We start from the raw sequence: 17,201 nt of genomic DNA on the forward strand, positions 1-17,201 counted from the left end.
CTAAGAAGCCCCGAACCGAAACCCCTTCGCTGCCCCTCTCGTCACCAGTTGCACCGGCGTTTCCATATACGGCGACAAGTCTCTCTGCCGCCGCTTCTCCACGAGCGCCTTCACCGCGACATCCAGACCGAACACCGCCTGCCGCGCGCCGAATTGCTCGACGGTCGCAAGCAGGCGGCCGTCGTCGAGCATCGGCTGCACGGTTTCGATGTTGTTGTAGCCCGTCACCAGCACGCGGCCCCTTTTTCCGGCGATGCGGATCGCGTCGATCGCGCCCATCGCGATGTTGTCGTTCGCGCAGAGCAAGCCGCGCAAGTCCGGATGCGCATAGAGCATCTCCAGCGCACTCGCCTTGCCGCTCACGAGGGTCCAGTCGCCGCTGTCCACGGCGGCGATACGCATGCCCGCCGCGTTCATCGCGTCCGTGAAGCCGACCGTGCGCTGCTGCGCGTTGCGATCGTTCGCCGGCCCGCCGATGATCGCGACTTCATCGCCCGCCTTCAGCTTCGAGCCGAGATACCCACCGACGAGCCTCGCCCCGCGCCGGCTGTCCGGTCCGACGAACGGAATCGTGACGCGCGCCGCGTCCTGCGCGGCTTCGTCGAAAGGATTGTCGATGGCGATTACGATGATGCCCGCCGCGATCGCCTTCGCCGCCACCGGCAGCAGCGCCTTCGAATCCGCCGGCGCGATGACGATCGCGTTGACCTTCGCTTCGATGAGCGACTCGACGATGTGAATCTGCCCGGCGACGTCGTTGTCGGTGAGCGTGCCGTTCGTCGTGAGATCGAGCTGCGATGCGTAATGGCGCTGATAGTTGCGCGCGCCTTCGATCATCGACACGACGAACGGATCGCCGAGCGACTTCATCACGAGCGCGACGGTCGCCTTGTCCGATGCCGCGCGCACGTCGCGCACGCGCGCGAACGCACACGCGCTCATGGCGCATGCGGCAAGCAGGCGGCGGCGGACGAGGCTCGTCATGAAATTTTGAGACGGATGAAAACGTCCCATTGTAGACGCACGCGACCAGTCGTCCGATCAGGACAAATTCTCAGCGCGAGGCCGCTTCCACGAGCGCGGCCGCGCCGTTATCCGCTGCTTCGACGTTCATTTTTTCCACGCGAGCGCGATGAACTCGGCGCACAGCGCTTCCATGCCGAGCGCGTCTTCATCGTCGAAGCGGTTCGGCACGGGGCTATCGACGTCCCACACGCCGATCAGCGCGCCGTCGCTTCCGACGAGCGGCACGACGATCTCCGAGCGCGACGCCGAATCGCAGGCGATGTGGCCCGGAAACGCGTGCACGTCCGGCACGACCTGCGTGCGCCGTTCGCGCGCCGCCGTGCCGCAGACGCCGCGTCCAAGCGCGATCCGCACGCACGCCGGCTTGCCCTGAAACGGCCCGACGACGAGTTCGGTGCCATCGAACAGATAGAAGCCGGCCCAGTTCAGATCCGGCAGCGTGTGATAGATGAGCGACGAAAAATTCGCCGCGTTGGCGATGAAGTCGGTTTCATCGGCGAGGAGCGCGCGGGCTTGCTGCAGCAGATCGTCGTATTGCGCGGCCTTGGTCGCGTGCGTGGCTTCGGAAATCGAGAACATGAAACGGCGGCCAATGTGTCGAAAAGTGTCGCCGACGATAGCACATCGATCCGCACGACGCTGCGCGCACCGCGCGTCGAAAGCTGGCTGCAAAGCCGTGTCGCAAAGCTTGGAACTGACGATTGCATCGCCTAGTGTGAAAGCGCACCGGGTCCGCGGTTTGCAATGGTCGCGCAGCGCGTTTCGCATTCCGCTGAACAAAATGCTTCGGGATTTCCCTGCTTTACTTCGCCGCGCCGTCGGTCTTAAATAAATCAACTTGATTTAATTAATGGCCACGACTCGATGGCCGGCTACTTCGGAGACAGCGCGTGAAATCCCCAAGCGGCAGAGGCAGCAATTCCGCGAGCGTGCGCCGGTACAACGAACGTCTGCTGCTGCAGGCGCTGCGGCGCACCGAGCCGGCATCGAAGGCCGACCTCGCGCGTCACGCGAATCTCACGAGCACGGCGGTCGGCAGCATCGTCGAATCGTTGGAAAATGCGGGCCTGATCGAATACACCGGTCGTCGTCTCGAAGGCCAGCGCGGTCAGCCCGCGTCGCTGATCCGGCTCGATCCGCGCGGCGCGTTCGGTATCGGCGTGCGGCTGGATCGCACAGGCATCGAAACGGTGCTCGTGAATTTCGCCGGCGACGTGCTCGCCCGCAGCGCGCTGGACGCCATCCTGCCGCATCCGTCCGAAGTGCTCAAAATCGTGCAACGCGACGTCAAAAGCATGCTTCGCCTGCTTTCCGAGCCGGAGCGCGAGCGGCTGACGGGCATCGGCATCGCACAGCCCTTCAATCTCGGCAGCTGGCTGCGCGAACTCGGCCTGCCCGCCGAACGCTTCCGCGCGTGGGACGAAACCGATTTCGCCGATGAACTGGCGCGCACGCTCTCGCTGCCGGTTTTCAGCGAAAACGACGGCAACGCCGCCGCGACGGCCGAGCTTTTCTACGGCCACGGCCGCAGTTGCGACGACTTCGTCTATCTCTTTCTCGGCTCCGCGATTGGCGGCGGCATCGCGATCAACGGCGACTGCCTGCGCGGCGCGTCGGGCAATGCGGGCGACATCGGCGTGATTCCGGTGCCGCCGAGCCGCCTGCCGTCCGCGCCGCAACCGGCCGGCCAGTGGGACATCCTGCTGTCGCGCGCATCGCTGAACGCGCTCGTGCGGCATCTCAACTACTGTGGCGCCGCGGCCGATAACCGCGTCGATCTGCAGGCTTGCATCGAGCGCAGTCTTCCCGCCGTCGACGAATGGATCGACGACTGCATCGAAGCGCTCGCGCCCGCCCTGCGCGCGACGCTCTGCGTGCTCGACGTGCCGATGGTCGTGATCGATTCCGACATCGACGGCGGCCTCCTCGACAAGCTCGTCGCACGTCTGTCGACGACGCTCGCCGCCAACGCGCCCGAAGCGCGCGGCACCCCGACGCTCGTGCGCGGCTCCTTCGGCCCGGATGCGGGCGCGATCGGCGCGGCCACGTTGCCGATGTTCTTCAACTTCTCACCGCGCGCGGCGATCCGCCACGCGGGCATCAAACCGCAGGAGATGAACCATGCCGCATGATGCTTCCAGCCGACCGCCGCTGCTCGAAATGCGCGGCATCAGCAAAACCTTTCCCGGCGTGCGCGCGTTGAACGACGTGCGTCTGTCGGTCTATCCCGGCGAAGTGCATTCGCTGATGGGCGAAAACGGCGCGGGCAAATCCACGCTGATGAAAATCCTCTCGGGCGCCTATCAGGCCGATGCGGGCGGAGAAATCCTGATCGACGGCAAGACCGTCACCATCGGCGGGCCGCTCGCCGCGCGCGCGCTCGGCGTCGCGGTGATCTATCAGGAACTGAGCCTCGCGCCGAATCTTTCCGTCGCGGAGAACATTTACGCGGGGCGCGAATTGCGGCGCGGCAGGCTCGTCGATCGCGCGGGCATGGAGCGCGGGTGCACCGACGTGCTCAAGCGTCTCGGTGCGAACTTCAAGCCGCATACGCTCGTCGGCGACCTGTCGATCGCGGAGCGGCAACTCGTCGAAATCGCGCGCGCCGTGCATGCTCACGCGCGCATCCTCGTGATGGACGAGCCGACCACGCCGCTCTCCTCGCGCGAAACCGATCGCCTGTTCGAGCTCGTGCGGCAACTGCGCGAGGAAGGCATCGCGATCATCTACATCAGTCATCGGATGGCGGAGATTTATGAACTGAGCGACCGCGTTTCGGTGCTGCGCGACGGCGCGTACGTCGGCACGCTGATGCGCGACGAACTCTCCGCCGACAGCCTCGTCAAGATGATGGTCGGCCGCGACATCTCCGGCTTCTACAAGAAGCAGCACGCGCCTTACGATCCGGGCAACGTCGTGCTGTCCGTGCGCGATATGGCGGACGGCAATCGCGTGAAAGGATGCAGCCTCGATCTGCACAAGGGCGAAGTGCTGGGCATCGCGGGACTCGTCGGCGCGGGACGCACGGAGTTCGCGCGTCTGATCTTCGGCGCGGAACCGGCGATACGCGGCGAAGTGTCGATGCACGGGAAGCCGCTCAAGCTGCGCACGCCGCGCGACGCGATCGATGCCGGTCTCGTCTACCTGACGGAAGACCGCAAGGGCCAGGGCCTCTTCCTCGACATGAGCGTGCGCGACAACATCAATATCACCGTCGCCGGACGCGATGCGAAAGCCGGCGTGATGGACCTGCCGCGCGGCAACGCGCGCGCGAAGGACGCGATCGCCGCGCTGACCATCCGCGTGCCGAACATGCGCGTGAACGTGGGCGCGCTGTCGGGCGGCAATCAGCAGAAGGTGCTGCTGTCGCGCCTGCTCGAAACCAAGCCCGAAGTGCTGATTCTCGACGAGCCGACACGTGGCGTCGATATCGGCGCGAAGTCGGAGATTTATCGAATCATCAACGATCTCGCGCGGTCGGGCGTCGGCGTGATCGTCATCTCGAGCGAGCTGCCGGAAGTGATCGGCGTGGCGGACCGCGTGCTCGTGATGCGCGAAGGCGAAATCGCGGGCGAACTCGGCGGCCATTCCGGCAAGCCGATTTCGCAGGAAGGGATCATCGAACTGGCGACGGGCTCGAAGGTCGCGCTCGATCAGGCGGCTTAAAGGATATCTGGAGAGAGACATGGCTAACACGACGAAACACCACGACAGCGCGCCGGTTGCGAAGGCGGAGAGCGTATCGCAGCGGCAGAACCGCATCGAGCATCGCGAACGCATGCAGGTGCTGATGCGAACCGCGGGCATGCTGCCCGTGCTGATCCTGCTGTGCATCGGCTTCGGCATCGTCACCGACGGCTTCTTCAGCTTCCAGAATCTGTCGATCGTCACGCAGCAGGCATCGATCAACATCGTGCTCGCGGCGGGCATGACCTTCGTGATTCTGACGGGCGGCATCGACTTGTCGGTCGGCTCGATTCTCTCGGCGGGCGCGGTCGCCGCACTGCTCGCATCGAACATTCCGGGATGGGGATGGCTCGGCATTCCCGCCGCGCTCGCCGTCGGTCTCGGCTTCGGCGTCATCAACGGATTGCTGATCGCGCTGCTCAAGCTGCCGCCGTTCATCGTGACGCTCGGTTCGCTGACCGCCGTGCGCGGTATCGCGCGGCTCATCGGTCACGATACGACGATCTTCAATCCGCAATTGCCGTTCGCGTTCATCGGCAACGACACGCTCTTCGGCGTGCCCTGGCTCGTCATCATCGCGCTGCTCGTCGTGCTGGTGTCGTGGTTCATCCTGCGACGCACGGTGCTCGGACTGCGCATCTATTCGGTCGGCGGCAATCCGGAAGCGGCGCGTCTTTCCGGCATCAAGGTGTGGGGCATCCAGCTTTTCGTCTACGCGATCTCGGGCCTGCTCGCCGGTCTCGGCGCCGTGATGTCGGCCGCGCGTCTCTACGCCGCGAACGGTTTGCAACTCGGCCAGTCGTATGAACTCGACGCCATCGCCGCGGTCATTCTCGGCGGCACGAGCTGCGTCGGCGGCGTGGGTTCGATCGTCGGCACGCTGGTCGGCGCACTCATCATCGCGGTGCTCTCCAACGGCCTCGTGCTGCTCGGCGTGTCGGATATCTGGCAGTACATCATCAAGGGCCTCGTGATCATCGGCGCGGTGGCGCTCGATCGTTACCGTCAGCGCGGCTCGGCTCGCACCTGATCTGGCTAAACCGGGCGCATTCGGGTCCGCTTGCGCCCGCCCTCAAAAATATGGACCACCCCGGAGACAACAACATGCGCAAACACAACAAGCTTTTCGCCAGCGTCGCACTCGCTCTCGGTTTCACGATGTCGCTATCCGCGCACGCCGCCGACAAGCAGTTGAAGTCCATCGGCATCACGGTCGGCTCGCTCGGCAATCCGTACTTCGTGACGATCTCGAAGGGCGCGGAAGCGAAGGCCAAGACGCTCAATCCGAACGTGAAGGTGACGGCTGTTTCGTCGGATTACGACATGAACAAGCAGTTCACGCAGATCGACAATTTCATTTCGGCGAAGGTCGACATGATCCTGCTGAACGCCGTCGATCCGAAGGCGATCGAGCCGGCGGTGAAGAAGGCGCAGAAGGCGGGCATCGTCGTGGTCGCGGTGGACGTCGCGGCGGCCGGCGCGGACGCGACCGTGCAGACCAACAATGTGCAGGCCGGCGAGATTGCCTGCGATTATCTGGCGAAGAAGCTCAACGGCAAGGGCAACGTGGTGATCGAGAACGGGCCGCAAGTGTCGGCGGTGATCGATCGCGTGAACGGTTGCAAGAGCGTGCTCGCGAAGAACCCGGGCATCAAGGTACTTTCCGACGATCAGGACGCGAAAGGCTCGCGCGAAGGCGGCATGAACGCGATGCAGGGTTATCTGACGCGTTTCCCGAAGCTCGACGGCGTGTTCGCGATCAACGATCCGCAAGCGATCGGCACGGACCTCGCGGCGAAGCAACTGCATCGGAACAACATCGTGATTACGTCGGTGGATGGCGCGCCCGATATCGAAACCGCGCTCAAGACCGACACGATGGTTCAGGCGTCGGCGAGCCAGGATCCGTGGGCGATGGCGCAGCAGGCGGTGAGCGTCGGCTACGATCTGATGAACGGCAAGAAGCCCGCCAACTCGACGATCCTGCTGCCGTCGACGCTCGTCACGCGCGACAACGTCGGCAGCTATAAGGGATGGTCGTCGCCGCGATGAGCGACACCGTCGCTATTTGATCGGCACCACGCGCAGCGCGCTCGGCTTGTCCGGCGCGCTCGACCGATCCACGACGACGAGCCGTTTGCGCGCGACGTCCACCGCCACGCCGCGCGGCGATTGCAGATCGTCGGCGATGACCGTCGCGCGGCCGCGCTTCGAGATGCTGCATACGGCGTGCGCGCCGCATTTCGTGAAGAGCCGGCCGTCGGGAGTCGCGGCCATCAGGTCGGGCGCTTCGACCGTCGCGAAGACATCGCTCGCCGGCACGGGCGCGCTCGCCGCCCGCGCCGACTGCAAGTCCACCTGATAGATGCGGTTCGCGGCCTGATCGCTGATGTAGAGCGTGTCGCCGACCGTAGCCAAGCCGACCGGCTTGCCCAATCCGGTGACGATGTCGCGCTCGATCACCTGCCGCGGCGCCGTGCCACGCGTAATCACGCTGACGCCGCCTTCTGCCGGCGCGCCACCCTCCTCCATGAACCAGCTCGACAGAAACGTGCCGCCATCGAGCACGAGCAGGCCGACACGCCGCCGCGCGGAATTCGTGTCCGATGCGAGCGCGACCTGACCGCTCGGCGCGACATCGTAGATCGCGGCCGACGTGCCGAAGCCGAATTGCTCGACGAGCAGATGACCGTTCGGCGCGAACGCGATCTGGCTCAGGCTCGTGCGTTCGCCCTCGGCTGCCGGAATGCGCGCGTAGAGCGAAAACGCGGGCGCGTCCTCTTCGCCGATATGCGACGTCATCACGACGCCGTTGGTCCGGTCGTCGGTGACGAACACGGCGCCGTCCGAATCGCGCACTGCGACGCCGTTTGGCGTGCCCGCGAGCGGGACGGTTTGCACGGCCGCGTCCGGCGCGACGGAGCCGCACGCCGCGAGGAACATCGTCATTGCGATTGCCGCCATCAGCCGACGCTTCATGCGCTTCTCCCGTCGATGAGCCCGGCGCAAGGGCGTCGGACCGAACGACCAATATAGCGCGGCTTGCGACAGGTCAATCCGGCGAAGCGTCGTATCCGCGCTTGAATGCGGACGCCCGGGCCGGCCGTTCCCATGCCGCCAGCCGTTGCAGCGCGACGAGTCCGAGCAGCGCGAGCGCGAGTCCCAACGTGAAATCAGCGTGTACGCCCGCACGGTCGACGATCGTGCCGCCGACCGCCGATCCCACCGCAATCGCCACCTGGATGATGCTCACGAACATTGCGGAGCCCGCTTCGGGCAAGTCCGCCGTGCCGCGCTGAATCCACACGCTGAAGCACAGCGGCAAGGCGCCGAACGCAATGCCCCACAGCAGCATCCCCGCCGTTTCGCCGATGATCGAGTGCTCCAGCAGCAGCATCGACGAAATCGCGCCGAGCAGCAGCAACACCATCGCGGCGACCGACTTCTTGAGATGACCGGAGACGACCATCGACATCAGCGCATTCGAGAAGAAGCCGACGAGGCCGAAGCCGAAGAGCAGCAGCGTGATCGTGCTCAACGAGAAGTCCTGTTCGAGCAGCGGCGCGATGTACGTGTAGGTCGAGAAATGCGCGCCGAAAACGAGCGCGACCATCAGCATGCTCAATCGCGTGTGAGGACGCGCGAGCAGCTTTCTGAAATCGGCGATGCGCAACGCCGATGCCGACGGCAACGAAGGCACGAGCAGCGCCTGTGCAATCAGCGCCACGGCGACGAGTCCCGCCGTCGCCGCGAACGAGAAACGCCACGACGCGAACGACGCGATGAACGTGCCGAGCGGCACGCCGACGACCGTCGCGAGCGTCACGCCGGTCAGAATGGTCGCGGTGGCCTTCGCTGCATCTTTCGGCTGCACGAGTCGCGGCGCGGCGGCGGTCGCAAGGGTCCAGAAGCCGCCCAACGCGGCGCCGAGCATGGCGCGGCCCGCGAGCATGACCGGCAGATTGTTCGCGACGGCGCTGACGAGGTTCGCGATCAGAAGGACGGCGGTGAGGAGCAGGAAGACATATCGCCGATCCATTCGGCCCGCGCTGACGATGAGCGTCGGGGCGAATATCGCGGCCATGACGCCGGGCGTCGTCACCATGAGACCCGCGACGCCGGGCGACACGCCGAGATCGTGCGCGATCTGCGGCAGCAAGCCGACGGGCAGGAATTCGGCCGTCACGAACGCGAACGCGCTCACGGCCACGGCGATGACGGCGAGCCATTGGCGCATCGACGTCGAACGTCCTTCCGGCGATGCTGCAATTGCTGGTGTATCGATTTGCATGATGGCACTGAGGCTAGATTGGAGTTGGCCACTTTAAGCGCGCTTCCAATCGGGAAAAAGCCGTGTGCCTTGAACAGAGATGCCGGCGCGGACGAACAATGTCCGCGCCGGCTGCGTGAATCAGCCCTGCACGAATGCGAGCAGGTCTGCGTTGAGGACGTCCGCGTTGACGGTCAGCATGCCGTGCGAGAAGCCCGGATACGTCTTCAGCGTGCCGTTCTTCAGCAGCTTGATGGACTTCAGCGCGGCATCGGCGATCGGCACGATCTGGTCATCCTCGCCATGCAGAACGAGCGTGGGGACGGAGATCGACTTGAGATCTTCGGTCTGATCCGTTTCCGAGAACGCCTTGATGCCCTCGTAGTGCGCCTTGGCGCTGCCCATCATGCCCTGACGCCACCAGTTCTGGATGACGCCCTGATGCACCGTCGCGCCCGGGCGGTTGAAGCCGTAGAACGGACCTGCGGGCACATCGACGAAGAACTGCGCGCGGTTGTCCGCGAGCCCTTTGCGCAAACCGTCGAAGACGTCGATAGGCAGGCCTTCCGGGTTGGCTTCCGTCTTCAGCATGAGCGGCGGCACAGCGCTGACGAGGACCGCCTTCGCGACGCGTCCCGCCGGTTCGCCGTGCTTCGCGACATAGCGGGCGACTTCACCGCCGCCCGTCGAATGTCCGATATGGATTGCGTTGCGCAGATCGAGCGCCTCGACGACCGCGAAGGCGTCGGCGGCGTAGTGATCCATGTCGTGACCGTCCGAGACTTGCGACGAGCGGCCGTGTCCGCGCCGGTCGTGCGCGATCACGCGATATCCCTTCTGGACGAAAAACAGCAATTGCGCGTCCCAATCGTCGGAAGAAAGCGGCCAGCCGTGATGGAAAACGATGGGCTGCGCGTCCTTCGGGCCCCAATCCTTGTAGAAAATTTCGACGTTATCTTTGGTCGTGACGAACGGCATGACAATCCTCTCTCGTTGATGGGATGGAGCGGGATGCCGGCTGGGCGGATCGCTCAGCCGGCTGCGACGTTCTCGCGGGTAGAACAGTACACGTTTGCCCATTTTGTTGCCCAATCGTGCGCCGGGCATGCCGATTATGTGCGGACAGAAATGTCATCGGTGCGACATCGTAATATATTCCCGGATATAGCCCATTTCGCGCGACCCCATGTTTCGAGGAATCATGTCGTCATCGAGCCAGAGCAATTCGAGTAGCCCATATATCGAGATCGGCGGCGCGGTGCAAAGGCCGCTGACGCTCGATGTCGCCGCAATGCGCGAATTCGGGCGCGTGAGCATCGAGCCGTTCGATCTCGTGTGCTTTTCGACGGGCCGCTACATTCGACCGATGGGAAGCTATCGCGGCGTGCCATTGCGCGTGGTGCTCGACGCCGCGGGCGTGCGCCGGCCGGACAACACCGATTTCAAGCGCACCGTGTTCCTCGCGCACGCGCACGATGGCTATGCGGTGACGTTCTCCTGGCACGAGCTTTTCAATACGCCGATCGGCGCGCAGGTGATTGTCGCGTATGAGTGCGAGGATCGCGAACTTGGCATCGAGGACGGATTGCCGGTGCTCGTTTCCGGCGCGGACACGGTGCGCGCGCCGCGCCATCTGAAGCGCCTCGCGCGCGTCGATGCCCACGTTCTGGGTGCGTCGCATCGATGAACGGATCGGCCGATCGCATGCTGTTCGCGCGGGAAATCGGCGCGACGATCACTTCGGCGAAGGAAGTCGCGCTTGCGCGAGGCGTTGAGACGACGTGTGCGCCGGGTTGTCCGCGATGTGAGGATTTTGTGATCCGGTATCCGGACACGCCCTAGATCGCCGCGCACAGACCGGGACTCGCGCTCGTTCGTTCCAAACTCAGAATTTCCCCACTCGAATAGGCGCCTCGCATCTCGCGAGGCGTTTCTTCTTTCAGAGTTATCTGTATGAATTTTCAGTTAAGGATGGCTGAAAATTCGGAGTTCTCTGCCGCTAAGCAGTGGCGCGCAGACGCTGACCCCGCCGACTCAATCCCGAAAAGAATCATGAATAAGGGTTTTTACAAACTCGTCTATAGCCGCGTGCGGCATATGCTCGTCGCCGTCGCGGACTTCGCCAGCGCTCATCGCACCGCGCCCGGCGCGCGTCGTCCCGCGACGCGCTCTCATCACGCCGGGACCGTGCCCGCATTGCGCGCGCTCGTTCTCGCCGCGATGGTCCTTATCGGCAATGTCATCCTAAGCGCGCCGTCAATTGCGCAGATAGTCGCGGTGCCCGGCTCGGGCGCTCAAGTCATACAGACGCAAAACGGGTTGCCGCAAGTCAATATCTCGCGACCCAGTTCGGCGGGCGTGTCGGTCAACAATTATTCACAATTCGACGTCCAGCGCCAGGGCGCGATCCTGAATAACGCTGCAACCATCATCACGCAGACGGGCGCGGGGCCGATGTCTGTCGCGGTGTCGGGCACGCTCGACAATTCGAACGGCGGCAGGCTGGAGAGCAACAGCACCGACCTTAACGGCACGCCGGGAAGCGGCAACGTCACTATTGCCGGCTCGAACGTGAACGCAAGCGACGTAGTGCTGGCGGCGGCCAATCAGGTCAACCTGATCCATTCGACGGATACGGACAGTACGCGCAGCAGCAACGAATCGAAGAGCGGCAGCGTCGGCGTGTCGTTTGGGTCCCAGGGGTATGGGATCTCGGCCTCGGGGAGCCGCGCACATGGCGATGCCAACGCGGATTCGGCGGCGCAGAATAATACGCATATCAGCGGCGCTAATAGTGTAAGCATCGTGTCGGGTGGCGATACGAACATCAAGGGCGCGACGGTCGATGGCGGGCAGGTGTCGGCGTTGATCGGCGGCAATCTGAACATCGAGTCGGTGCAGGATACGAGCCACAGCGCGGCGCATCAGGCGAGTCAGAGCGCCGGTGTCAGCATCAGCCAGGCGGGCGGCAGCGCGAGCTACAGCCAGCAGAAGGGCGACGCGCATGGTGACTATGCGGGCGTTGAGGAACAGTCAGGCATCCATGCGGGTGCGGGCGGGTTCGACATCAACGTGAAGGGGAATACCGACCTGAAGGGTGCGTATATCTCGAGCGATGCGGAGGCCGCAAAGAACACGCTCACGACGGGCACCCTGAGTTTCAGCGATATCGCGAACGCGTCGAACTACGATGCGAAGAGCAGTGGGTTCAGCGCAGGCGGGTCCATGGGGGCACCGAACAGCGCGAAGGCCAATGGTGTGACGGCGGTATCCGATGGCGGGGGCGTCTCGCCGATGATCTCGCAGAACGACAGCGGCAACGAGCACGCGACGACGAAGAGTGGGATCAGTGCTGGGACGATCTTCGTCGGCGCTGCTATGGTATTCGTTGGTTACCTAGTCATCGAAAAGCTTCTAAGTTAGAAACATGAAACGACAAACCCGGCCGCAGCCGGGTTTGTCGTTTGTAGCGTCGTTCAAGCTGTACGGCCCCGCCCACCCGGTGCGTCTGCTGCGCTCGGGCTTCAGCCCTACGGGCTTACGCTCCGTGCTCGCAGCCGCCCCTCCCGTCCGCCCCCGTGGGGCTCCCCATCTTGCGCCGCTGCGCGGCGAAATCAACAGCACAAGAAAAGCGCGGTTTGGCATGCGGTGCAAGCCTAAAACCCGTCTTGCACCGCATGTCCGAGCGTCTAAGAACCTGTGGCCGTCAAGGCCAAGCCCTTCGGGCGCTGCGCGGCCTTGACGGGTTCGGCGTGGTCGGTGTGCGGAGGCCGAGTTCCGCCGCGTCTGCCGTCGCACTTCGTGCGCCGTCAGCCACGGCGGGACGAATGGTTCGTCATGCTGGTTAATTGAGATGGACGCAGAGCGTCATCTGGCAAACTCGCGTCTTGAGGCCCAAAACCGCGTCGGGGGAAAAAGTTGCAGGGTGTCAGGTGCGTCGGAAAAAATCGGGTTGCAAGTGGTTGGCGCGTCAGGAGAAATTGCGATTCGACAACGGCGGGCGCGTCGGGCGTTGGCAAGTGGAAGGAAGGTGGCGAGTATCGGGTTGCGATGCATATCGCCGGTGGGGCGGCGGTGGCGGGACTGGGTGGGGGAAGTGTTGCGAGCGCGGCGCAGGGTGCGGCAGGAGCGGGAATATCGGCGGCGGCGGGTAAGCTCAATGAGTTGAGTCACGACATCGCGGCATCGAGTCCGACCGGCAACGCGGATGCGGATCGGGCGCTGGGTAACATCATTGCGAACGTGCTTGCGACGGGCGCGGGAGCGGCGGTGGGAGGTTCGACGGGAGCGGCCACTGCGTCGAGCGTCGATTTATACAATCGGTCCGCTCATGATGGTGCAGGCGGTGACAAGAAGCCGAAGGATCTGGTTGCGCAGGTGTGCCCGGCCACCGTGCAATGTAGTGACGCAATGCTGAGTGCTGCGATTCAGGCGCAAGGGAACGTGGCACAGCAGGCGTCGGGGGCGATATCACCGAATTATGCGACTGTCAGTGCTTCATCGTTATCGGGCAGTGTTGGAGGTGCGGTTAACCTTTACGATGGGACAAGATACGTATCTGCTGGGGTTACCCAGACGTTCCCACCGGGTTCTTGGTCTCCCGGCTTTACAAGCAGCCTTGGCTGGATATTCGGTGCGCGCGATGCAAGCTCAACGAATGCATTTATGAACGGAGACGGAAATCAGGCATTTGTTTCCATTCCGACTCCATGGAAAGTCAATGCGTTCGGTGCGGTAACGCATGCCTACGGAGGAGCGACGGCGGTCGAAATAGGGGTAACGACGCCGTCAGGATTTACGTTTGGCGTTACTCCGTGGAGCCACTCCGTTCCGATAGGAGGTTCCAAGCAATGAAGGGGGTTTTATGAGAGGACCCACTGACGAAGAGTGGAAGCGTATGAGTCCAGGAGAGCGGCGCGCCTACTACGTATTTGGAGCGATCGTTCTGGTCATCTTGGGAAGTTTGTTGATTGAAAAGCTTCTAAGTTAGAAACATGAAACGACAAACCCGGCCGCAGCCGGGTTTGTCGTTTGTAGCGTCGTTCAAGCTGGCGTAATGATGAGCCGTCCGTCTTCCACCTGAACGCACACGCGGCTGCGCGGTTTGAAGCCGGCCTGAGCAAGCCACTTGCCCATGAGCCGGATGTACGGCACGGGAATGGGCCGTTCGTACTTGCCACGATTGTGAGCGGTCTTGATGTCGCACTCACGCATAGCGGCGTCGCAGATCATGAAGCGTTGGGAAACGCTCAAGTTTGATTTAAGATCGGTATCAGCCATGATTAGCTCCCTAATTGAGCTGGTTGTGGTCAGCGGGTCGTATCGGTTGCAGCCGTTACGGCCCGCGCTTCGTTTACGGGTTGAAACTCTCCTCTTTAGCGGCTTTTGCGCGGCTTGCGTTCGGCGGTTTCGGCTGCCGTGACGCGCGCAATCGCGCCGGTCACTTGGCTCTTGACGATCAGCGCATCAAGTAGTTCGCGAGCGAGCTGCTGCTCGTGCTCGGACATGCGCGAAATCGTTTCGAACTGATAGCGCAGCGCCTCATCGGGGCCGCGTTCGCCTTCATCAAACACCAGTGCATCGGCGCTCACGCCTAGCGCAACAGCCAGTCTTCGAATCGTATCAAGAGTGGGTTGTGAAGCGCCGCCTTCGTAGCGGTGAACCTGAAGCACGGACAGTCCGACGGCATCGGCCAAGCGATACGTTCCGGCTCGGGTACGCGAACAAGAGCCTGACGTATCGCTTGCCGCCGAGTTACTCGCGCGAAGGAAAGGAAGTGCGCGCGAAGTTGCAGCGTGTGGGCGTGTATCGGGAATCGGGCCATGAACACTTGAACGGGTGTCTGGTGGTGCCGGTGGCGGATCTCGATTCGGGCGCGGGGTTTGGCACAGTCCGACAGATGTACGGGCGTCGGATCGCAGCGGGTCACAAGATTCCGGCGAGCCAGCCGCGGCATATGTACCCGGCGTCGCGCTCATAGCAAGCCAAGCGGCGGACCTACCGTTATCGCATGGCGGTGCTCGCCCCTACCCTCTCGTTGCTGGTTCCCGGTGGCAAGCCATCCGTTCCGCTACGTAACGACATTCCACCGCCAATATTTACCGGGCACACTCTTCCGCGTCGATGACATCGCGATCGGCAACGCTGGAACGCGCGCGGCTTCGACGGCAAGCAGATGCTAACGGGCGAGCGCGACTTCCACTGGCGTAACGAAATGCAAGCGCCGCTCGGGCAGTCGCGCCAATCTCTCTACCCGATCATCGACCGTCCGCGATGACCACCTCGCGCCTCCCGTCAGCCCAAGCCACATGCATGTCGCAAACACGGCCTTGCATATTCCCCGCTGCCGTCCTATCCGGACAACCGATAACGCCCGCAAGCCCCTCGTCAAACGCCCCTCCGATTTCCTTCGTGTATCCTCTCGGGCATGGCGACGACCCTGAAAACACCGGAAAACGCATCAGACACCGACGCGGCGAACCAGCCGATCGAAGTGCGCTTTCGCATGCGCGTCACGAAAGGCGAGACCATCGCCATCGGTCCGGGCAAGGTGTCGCTGCTCGAAGCGGTGCGCAAGCACGGCTCGATATCGGCGGCGGCGCGCAGCCTCGACATGTCGTACCGGCGCGCGTGGCTGCTCATCGACGAGCTCAATCGCTCGCTCAAATCGCCCGCGACCATCTCCGAACAAGGCGGGCAAAGCGGCGGCGGCTGCGTGCTGACGCCCGTCGGCGAAAGCATCGTGCGGCTTTATCGCGATGTCGAAACACAGGCGCAAGCCGCGTGCGCCGAGCAGATCGAATCGCTCACGCAGTTGCTCAAGCCCTAACCGTGTCGTAAGCAGAACGCCGACGGCGGCGGCGCGCTCGCCTGACCGCCACGCGCGCGAATCGTGAGCCGTCCGACGAACTCCACGAAACTCGCGACGCTCGCGGTGCGCAACGGCGAATACTCGACGCCATGCCGGTCGCAGACGCGCTTGAGCATGCTCATCGAATCGTGATCGATGCAATCGACGGGAAACAGCACGACATCCGCGTTCGGCAGCGCGGCCGCGAGCAAGCCCTTGCGATCTTCGATGCCGCCGTCATGGACGATCAGCTCGCCGCCCGCGGCCTCCACCAGCGCCTTCAGCACCGCATTCGAATTCGGCCTTCCGCCGACATAGACGATACGCCTGCCGCTCACCCATTCCATCGCGCGTCGGCGCACGTCGGGGCGATCGCAGGCACCGAGCGTCGCGCGTTCCAGCGCCGCGCACTCGGCCTGTACGACCTTCAGCAGCGCCTGAACTTCGCCCAGCTTGTTGCGCAATGCGCGTGTCTCGTCCTCGTCCCGGAGCGCGCGCTGCTCGGCGGCTTCGCGGCGGCTCGTGTGCAGCGCGAGCCTGCATTCACCGTCCTCGATTTTTTCGCGCAGGCGCTCGACTTCGGCTGCGAGCTGCGCCGTCGGCAAATCCGCCTTGCGTTGCCCGAACGCTGCGAGTTGCAGCGCGTGCTCGCTCGCCTGTCTGACGGACGCATCGCGTTCCGCGCTCAGTTCGAAAAGACGCGCCTGCTGCCGATCGATCTTTTCCCTAAGCTCCTGATTCTCCGCTTCGAGCGCGACGAGCCGCCGGATATCCGCGCGATTCGCCGCGCCGACGAGATGCGACAGCATATGAAGTTCGCCGAACGCGGACTGGCGCACTGCAATCGTCGCGTGCGGATGCGACATCACCGCCCAATACGCGGGCGGAATATCGCCGGACTTCAGCGCCTCGTTCCACAGATCGAGCAGCGCCTGCGTATCGCGCGCGGCGTCGAAACGGCGGATCGCGCCTGAATAGCGTTCGTCGAGCGCCTTGTTCAGCGCCTTCGCGCCCGCGCCGCCCGCGATCGCGAGTTCGACAGCGGCGTGATGAATCTCCAGATCACTCGCGTGATGGCGGTCGAGATCGGTGAATTTGGGCACGAGCTTGCGTAGCTCGCCCGTCGAAAGACAAGTGCCGATCACCGAGCAATGCAGATGCGAATCCAGTTCGGCAAGACGCGCGCGACGACGCGAGGCGCGAAGATCGGATTCGGTCGGCTGACAGCACGCATCGCATAGGCCGGGCGCGCTCGAGCGTGCAAGTTGAAACGGAGGGGTCCGCATGATCACCTCGTGCTTTCGTGTTCCGCAATATACCATCGAATATAACGATGACTCAAAGCCGAGGCGATGCGCGAGTCGAGGG

The 17,201-nt window shown here is 63.7% G+C and carries 14 protein-coding genes and 3 pseudogenes; 9 read left to right on the top strand and 8 right to left on the bottom strand.

The window, feature by feature from the left end:
• Both QCE58_RS22580 and QCE58_RS22585 read right to left on the bottom strand, forming a co-directional pair.
• Entirely contained in the window at window positions 1-984 is a 984-nt protein-coding gene (locus tag QCE58_RS22580; RefSeq protein ID WP_175982671.1) for a substrate-binding domain-containing protein, read from the bottom strand.
• Window positions 985-1,110: 126 nt separating this feature from the next.
• A complete protein-coding gene (locus QCE58_RS22585; RefSeq protein ID WP_250436906.1) occupies window positions 1,111-1,605 on the bottom strand; it encodes a GAF domain-containing protein in 495 nt (164 codons plus the stop codon).
• Between the two features lie 311 nt (window positions 1,606-1,916).
• Between QCE58_RS22585 and QCE58_RS22590 the strand changes: the two genes are divergently transcribed.
• The 4 genes and pseudogenes from QCE58_RS22590 (at window position 1,917) to QCE58_RS22605 (ending at window position 6,765) form a co-directional block, all read left to right on the top strand.
• Window positions 1,917-3,158 (top strand): ROK family transcriptional regulator, encoded by a 1,242-nt coding sequence (locus QCE58_RS22590; protein ID WP_175982673.1) that lies wholly within the window; start codon window positions 1,917-1,919, stop codon window positions 3,156-3,158.
• The gene (locus QCE58_RS22595; RefSeq protein ID WP_250441223.1) at window positions 3,148-4,692 is read left to right on the top strand and encodes a sugar ABC transporter ATP-binding protein; all 1,545 of its coding nucleotides are present in this window, start codon (window positions 3,148-3,150) and stop codon (window positions 4,690-4,692) included. Before QCE58_RS22590 ends, QCE58_RS22595 begins: the two co-directional genes overlap by 11 nt.
• Before the next feature lie 100 nt (window positions 4,693-4,792).
• Window positions 4,793-5,743, top strand: a pseudogene (locus tag QCE58_RS22600) (ABC transporter permease subunit); the annotation flags it as partial.
• 128 nt (window positions 5,744-5,871) lie between these two features.
• Window positions 5,872-6,765 (top strand): ABC transporter substrate-binding protein, encoded by an 894-nt coding sequence (locus tag QCE58_RS22605; protein WP_404989962.1) that lies wholly within the window; start codon window positions 5,872-5,874, stop codon window positions 6,763-6,765.
• Window positions 6,766-6,777: 12 nt separating this feature from the next.
• Here QCE58_RS22605 and QCE58_RS22610 read toward each other — a convergent pair whose 3' ends face one another.
• From QCE58_RS22610 to QCE58_RS22620, 3 genes are all read right to left on the bottom strand, one after another.
• On the bottom strand, window positions 6,778-7,692 hold the full coding sequence (locus QCE58_RS22610) for a hypothetical protein (RefSeq protein ID WP_008349140.1): 915 nt from the start codon (window positions 7,690-7,692) through the stop codon (window positions 6,778-6,780).
• A gap of 73 nt (window positions 7,693-7,765) precedes the next feature.
• Window positions 7,766-9,004 (bottom strand): MFS transporter, encoded by a 1,239-nt coding sequence (locus QCE58_RS22615; RefSeq protein ID WP_033536488.1) that lies wholly within the window; start codon window positions 9,002-9,004, stop codon window positions 7,766-7,768.
• Window positions 9,005-9,124: 120 nt separating this feature from the next.
• Window positions 9,125-9,961 (bottom strand): alpha/beta fold hydrolase, encoded by an 837-nt coding sequence (locus QCE58_RS22620; RefSeq protein ID WP_008349142.1) that lies wholly within the window; start codon window positions 9,959-9,961, stop codon window positions 9,125-9,127.
• 223 nt (window positions 9,962-10,184) lie between these two features.
• Here QCE58_RS22620 and QCE58_RS22625 point away from each other — a divergent pair, with 223 nt between their 5' ends.
• The 4 genes and pseudogenes from QCE58_RS22625 (at window position 10,185) to QCE58_RS22640 (ending at window position 13,837) form a co-directional block, all read left to right on the top strand.
• Window positions 10,185-10,670 carry a molybdopterin-dependent oxidoreductase gene (locus QCE58_RS22625; protein ID WP_250522097.1) on the top strand — a complete coding sequence of 162 codons (486 nt, stop codon included), beginning with the start codon at window positions 10,185-10,187 and terminating at the stop codon, window positions 10,668-10,670.
• 365 nt (window positions 10,671-11,035) lie between these two features.
• Window positions 11,036-11,164 (top strand): annotated as a pseudogene (locus QCE58_RS22630) (ESPR-type extended signal peptide-containing protein); the annotation flags it as partial.
• Between the two features lie 90 nt (window positions 11,165-11,254).
• Window positions 11,255-12,352: pseudogene (locus tag QCE58_RS22635) on the top strand (hemagglutinin repeat-containing protein); the annotation flags it as partial.
• Between the two features lie 1,041 nt (window positions 12,353-13,393).
• Window positions 13,394-13,837, top strand: a complete 444-nt coding sequence (locus QCE58_RS22640; RefSeq protein WP_250458194.1) for a polymorphic toxin type 22 domain-containing protein — start codon at window positions 13,394-13,396, stop codon at window positions 13,835-13,837.
• 189 nt (window positions 13,838-14,026) lie between these two features.
• Here the strand turns inward: QCE58_RS22640 and QCE58_RS22645 are convergent, their stop codons facing one another.
• Both QCE58_RS22645 and QCE58_RS22650 read right to left on the bottom strand, forming a co-directional pair.
• Window positions 14,027-14,263, bottom strand: coding sequence for a SymE family type I addiction module toxin (locus QCE58_RS22645; protein WP_250522101.1), 237 nt, complete (start codon window positions 14,261-14,263; stop codon window positions 14,027-14,029).
• Window positions 14,264-14,358: 95 nt separating this feature from the next.
• The gene (locus QCE58_RS22650) at window positions 14,359-14,679 is read right to left on the bottom strand and encodes a helix-turn-helix domain-containing protein (protein ID WP_250522102.1); all 321 of its coding nucleotides are present in this window, start codon (window positions 14,677-14,679) and stop codon (window positions 14,359-14,361) included.
• Between the two features lie 731 nt (window positions 14,680-15,410).
• On the opposite strand from QCE58_RS22650, the gene QCE58_RS22655 reads away from it, so the two are divergent.
• Window positions 15,411-15,812 carry a winged helix-turn-helix domain-containing protein gene (locus QCE58_RS22655; RefSeq protein WP_250522103.1) on the top strand — a complete coding sequence of 134 codons (402 nt, stop codon included), beginning with the start codon at window positions 15,411-15,413 and terminating at the stop codon, window positions 15,810-15,812.
• On the opposite strand, the gene QCE58_RS22660 is transcribed toward QCE58_RS22655, so the two are convergent.
• Window positions 15,809-17,119, bottom strand: coding sequence for a DUF2325 domain-containing protein (locus QCE58_RS22660; RefSeq protein ID WP_250522104.1), 1,311 nt, complete (start codon window positions 17,117-17,119; stop codon window positions 15,809-15,811). The two genes, QCE58_RS22655 and QCE58_RS22660, sit on opposite strands and share 4 nt — an antisense overlap.
• Window positions 17,120-17,201: the final 82 nt, after the last annotated feature.

Source organism: Caballeronia sp. LZ028 (assembly GCF_031451415.1).
GTDB lineage: Bacteria > Pseudomonadota > Gammaproteobacteria > Burkholderiales > Burkholderiaceae > Caballeronia > Caballeronia zhejiangensis.

Bases quoted from the DNA above. Each gene is read 5' to 3' on its own strand.
- QCE58_RS22580 (WP_175982671.1), bottom strand. From the start codon at position 984: ATGACGAGCCTCGTCCGCCGCCGCCTGCTTGCCGCATGCGCCATGAGC.
- QCE58_RS22585 (WP_250436906.1), bottom strand. From the start codon at position 1,605: ATGTTCTCGATTTCCGAAGCCACGCACGCGACCAAGGCCGCGCAATAC.
- QCE58_RS22595 (WP_250441223.1), top strand. From the start codon at position 3,148: ATGCCGCATGATGCTTCCAGCCGACCGCCGCTGCTCGAAATGCGCGGC.
- QCE58_RS22605 (WP_404989962.1), top strand. From the start codon at position 5,872: ATGTCGCTATCCGCGCACGCCGCCGACAAGCAGTTGAAGTCCATCGGC.
- QCE58_RS22610 (WP_008349140.1), bottom strand. From the start codon at position 7,692: ATGAAGCGTCGGCTGATGGCGGCAATCGCAATGACGATGTTCCTCGCG.
- QCE58_RS22615 (WP_033536488.1), bottom strand. From the start codon at position 9,004: ATGCAAATCGATACACCAGCAATTGCAGCATCGCCGGAAGGACGTTCG.
- QCE58_RS22620 (WP_008349142.1), bottom strand. From the start codon at position 9,961: ATGCCGTTCGTCACGACCAAAGATAACGTCGAAATTTTCTACAAGGAT.
- QCE58_RS22625 (WP_250522097.1), top strand. From the start codon at position 10,185: ATGTCGTCATCGAGCCAGAGCAATTCGAGTAGCCCATATATCGAGATC.
- QCE58_RS22640 (WP_250458194.1), top strand. From the start codon at position 13,394: ATGCTGAGTGCTGCGATTCAGGCGCAAGGGAACGTGGCACAGCAGGCG.
- QCE58_RS22645 (WP_250522101.1), bottom strand. From the start codon at position 14,263: ATGGCTGATACCGATCTTAAATCAAACTTGAGCGTTTCCCAACGCTTC.
- QCE58_RS22655 (WP_250522103.1), top strand. From the start codon at position 15,411: ATGGCGACGACCCTGAAAACACCGGAAAACGCATCAGACACCGACGCG.
- QCE58_RS22660 (WP_250522104.1), bottom strand. From the start codon at position 17,119: ATGCGGACCCCTCCGTTTCAACTTGCACGCTCGAGCGCGCCCGGCCTA.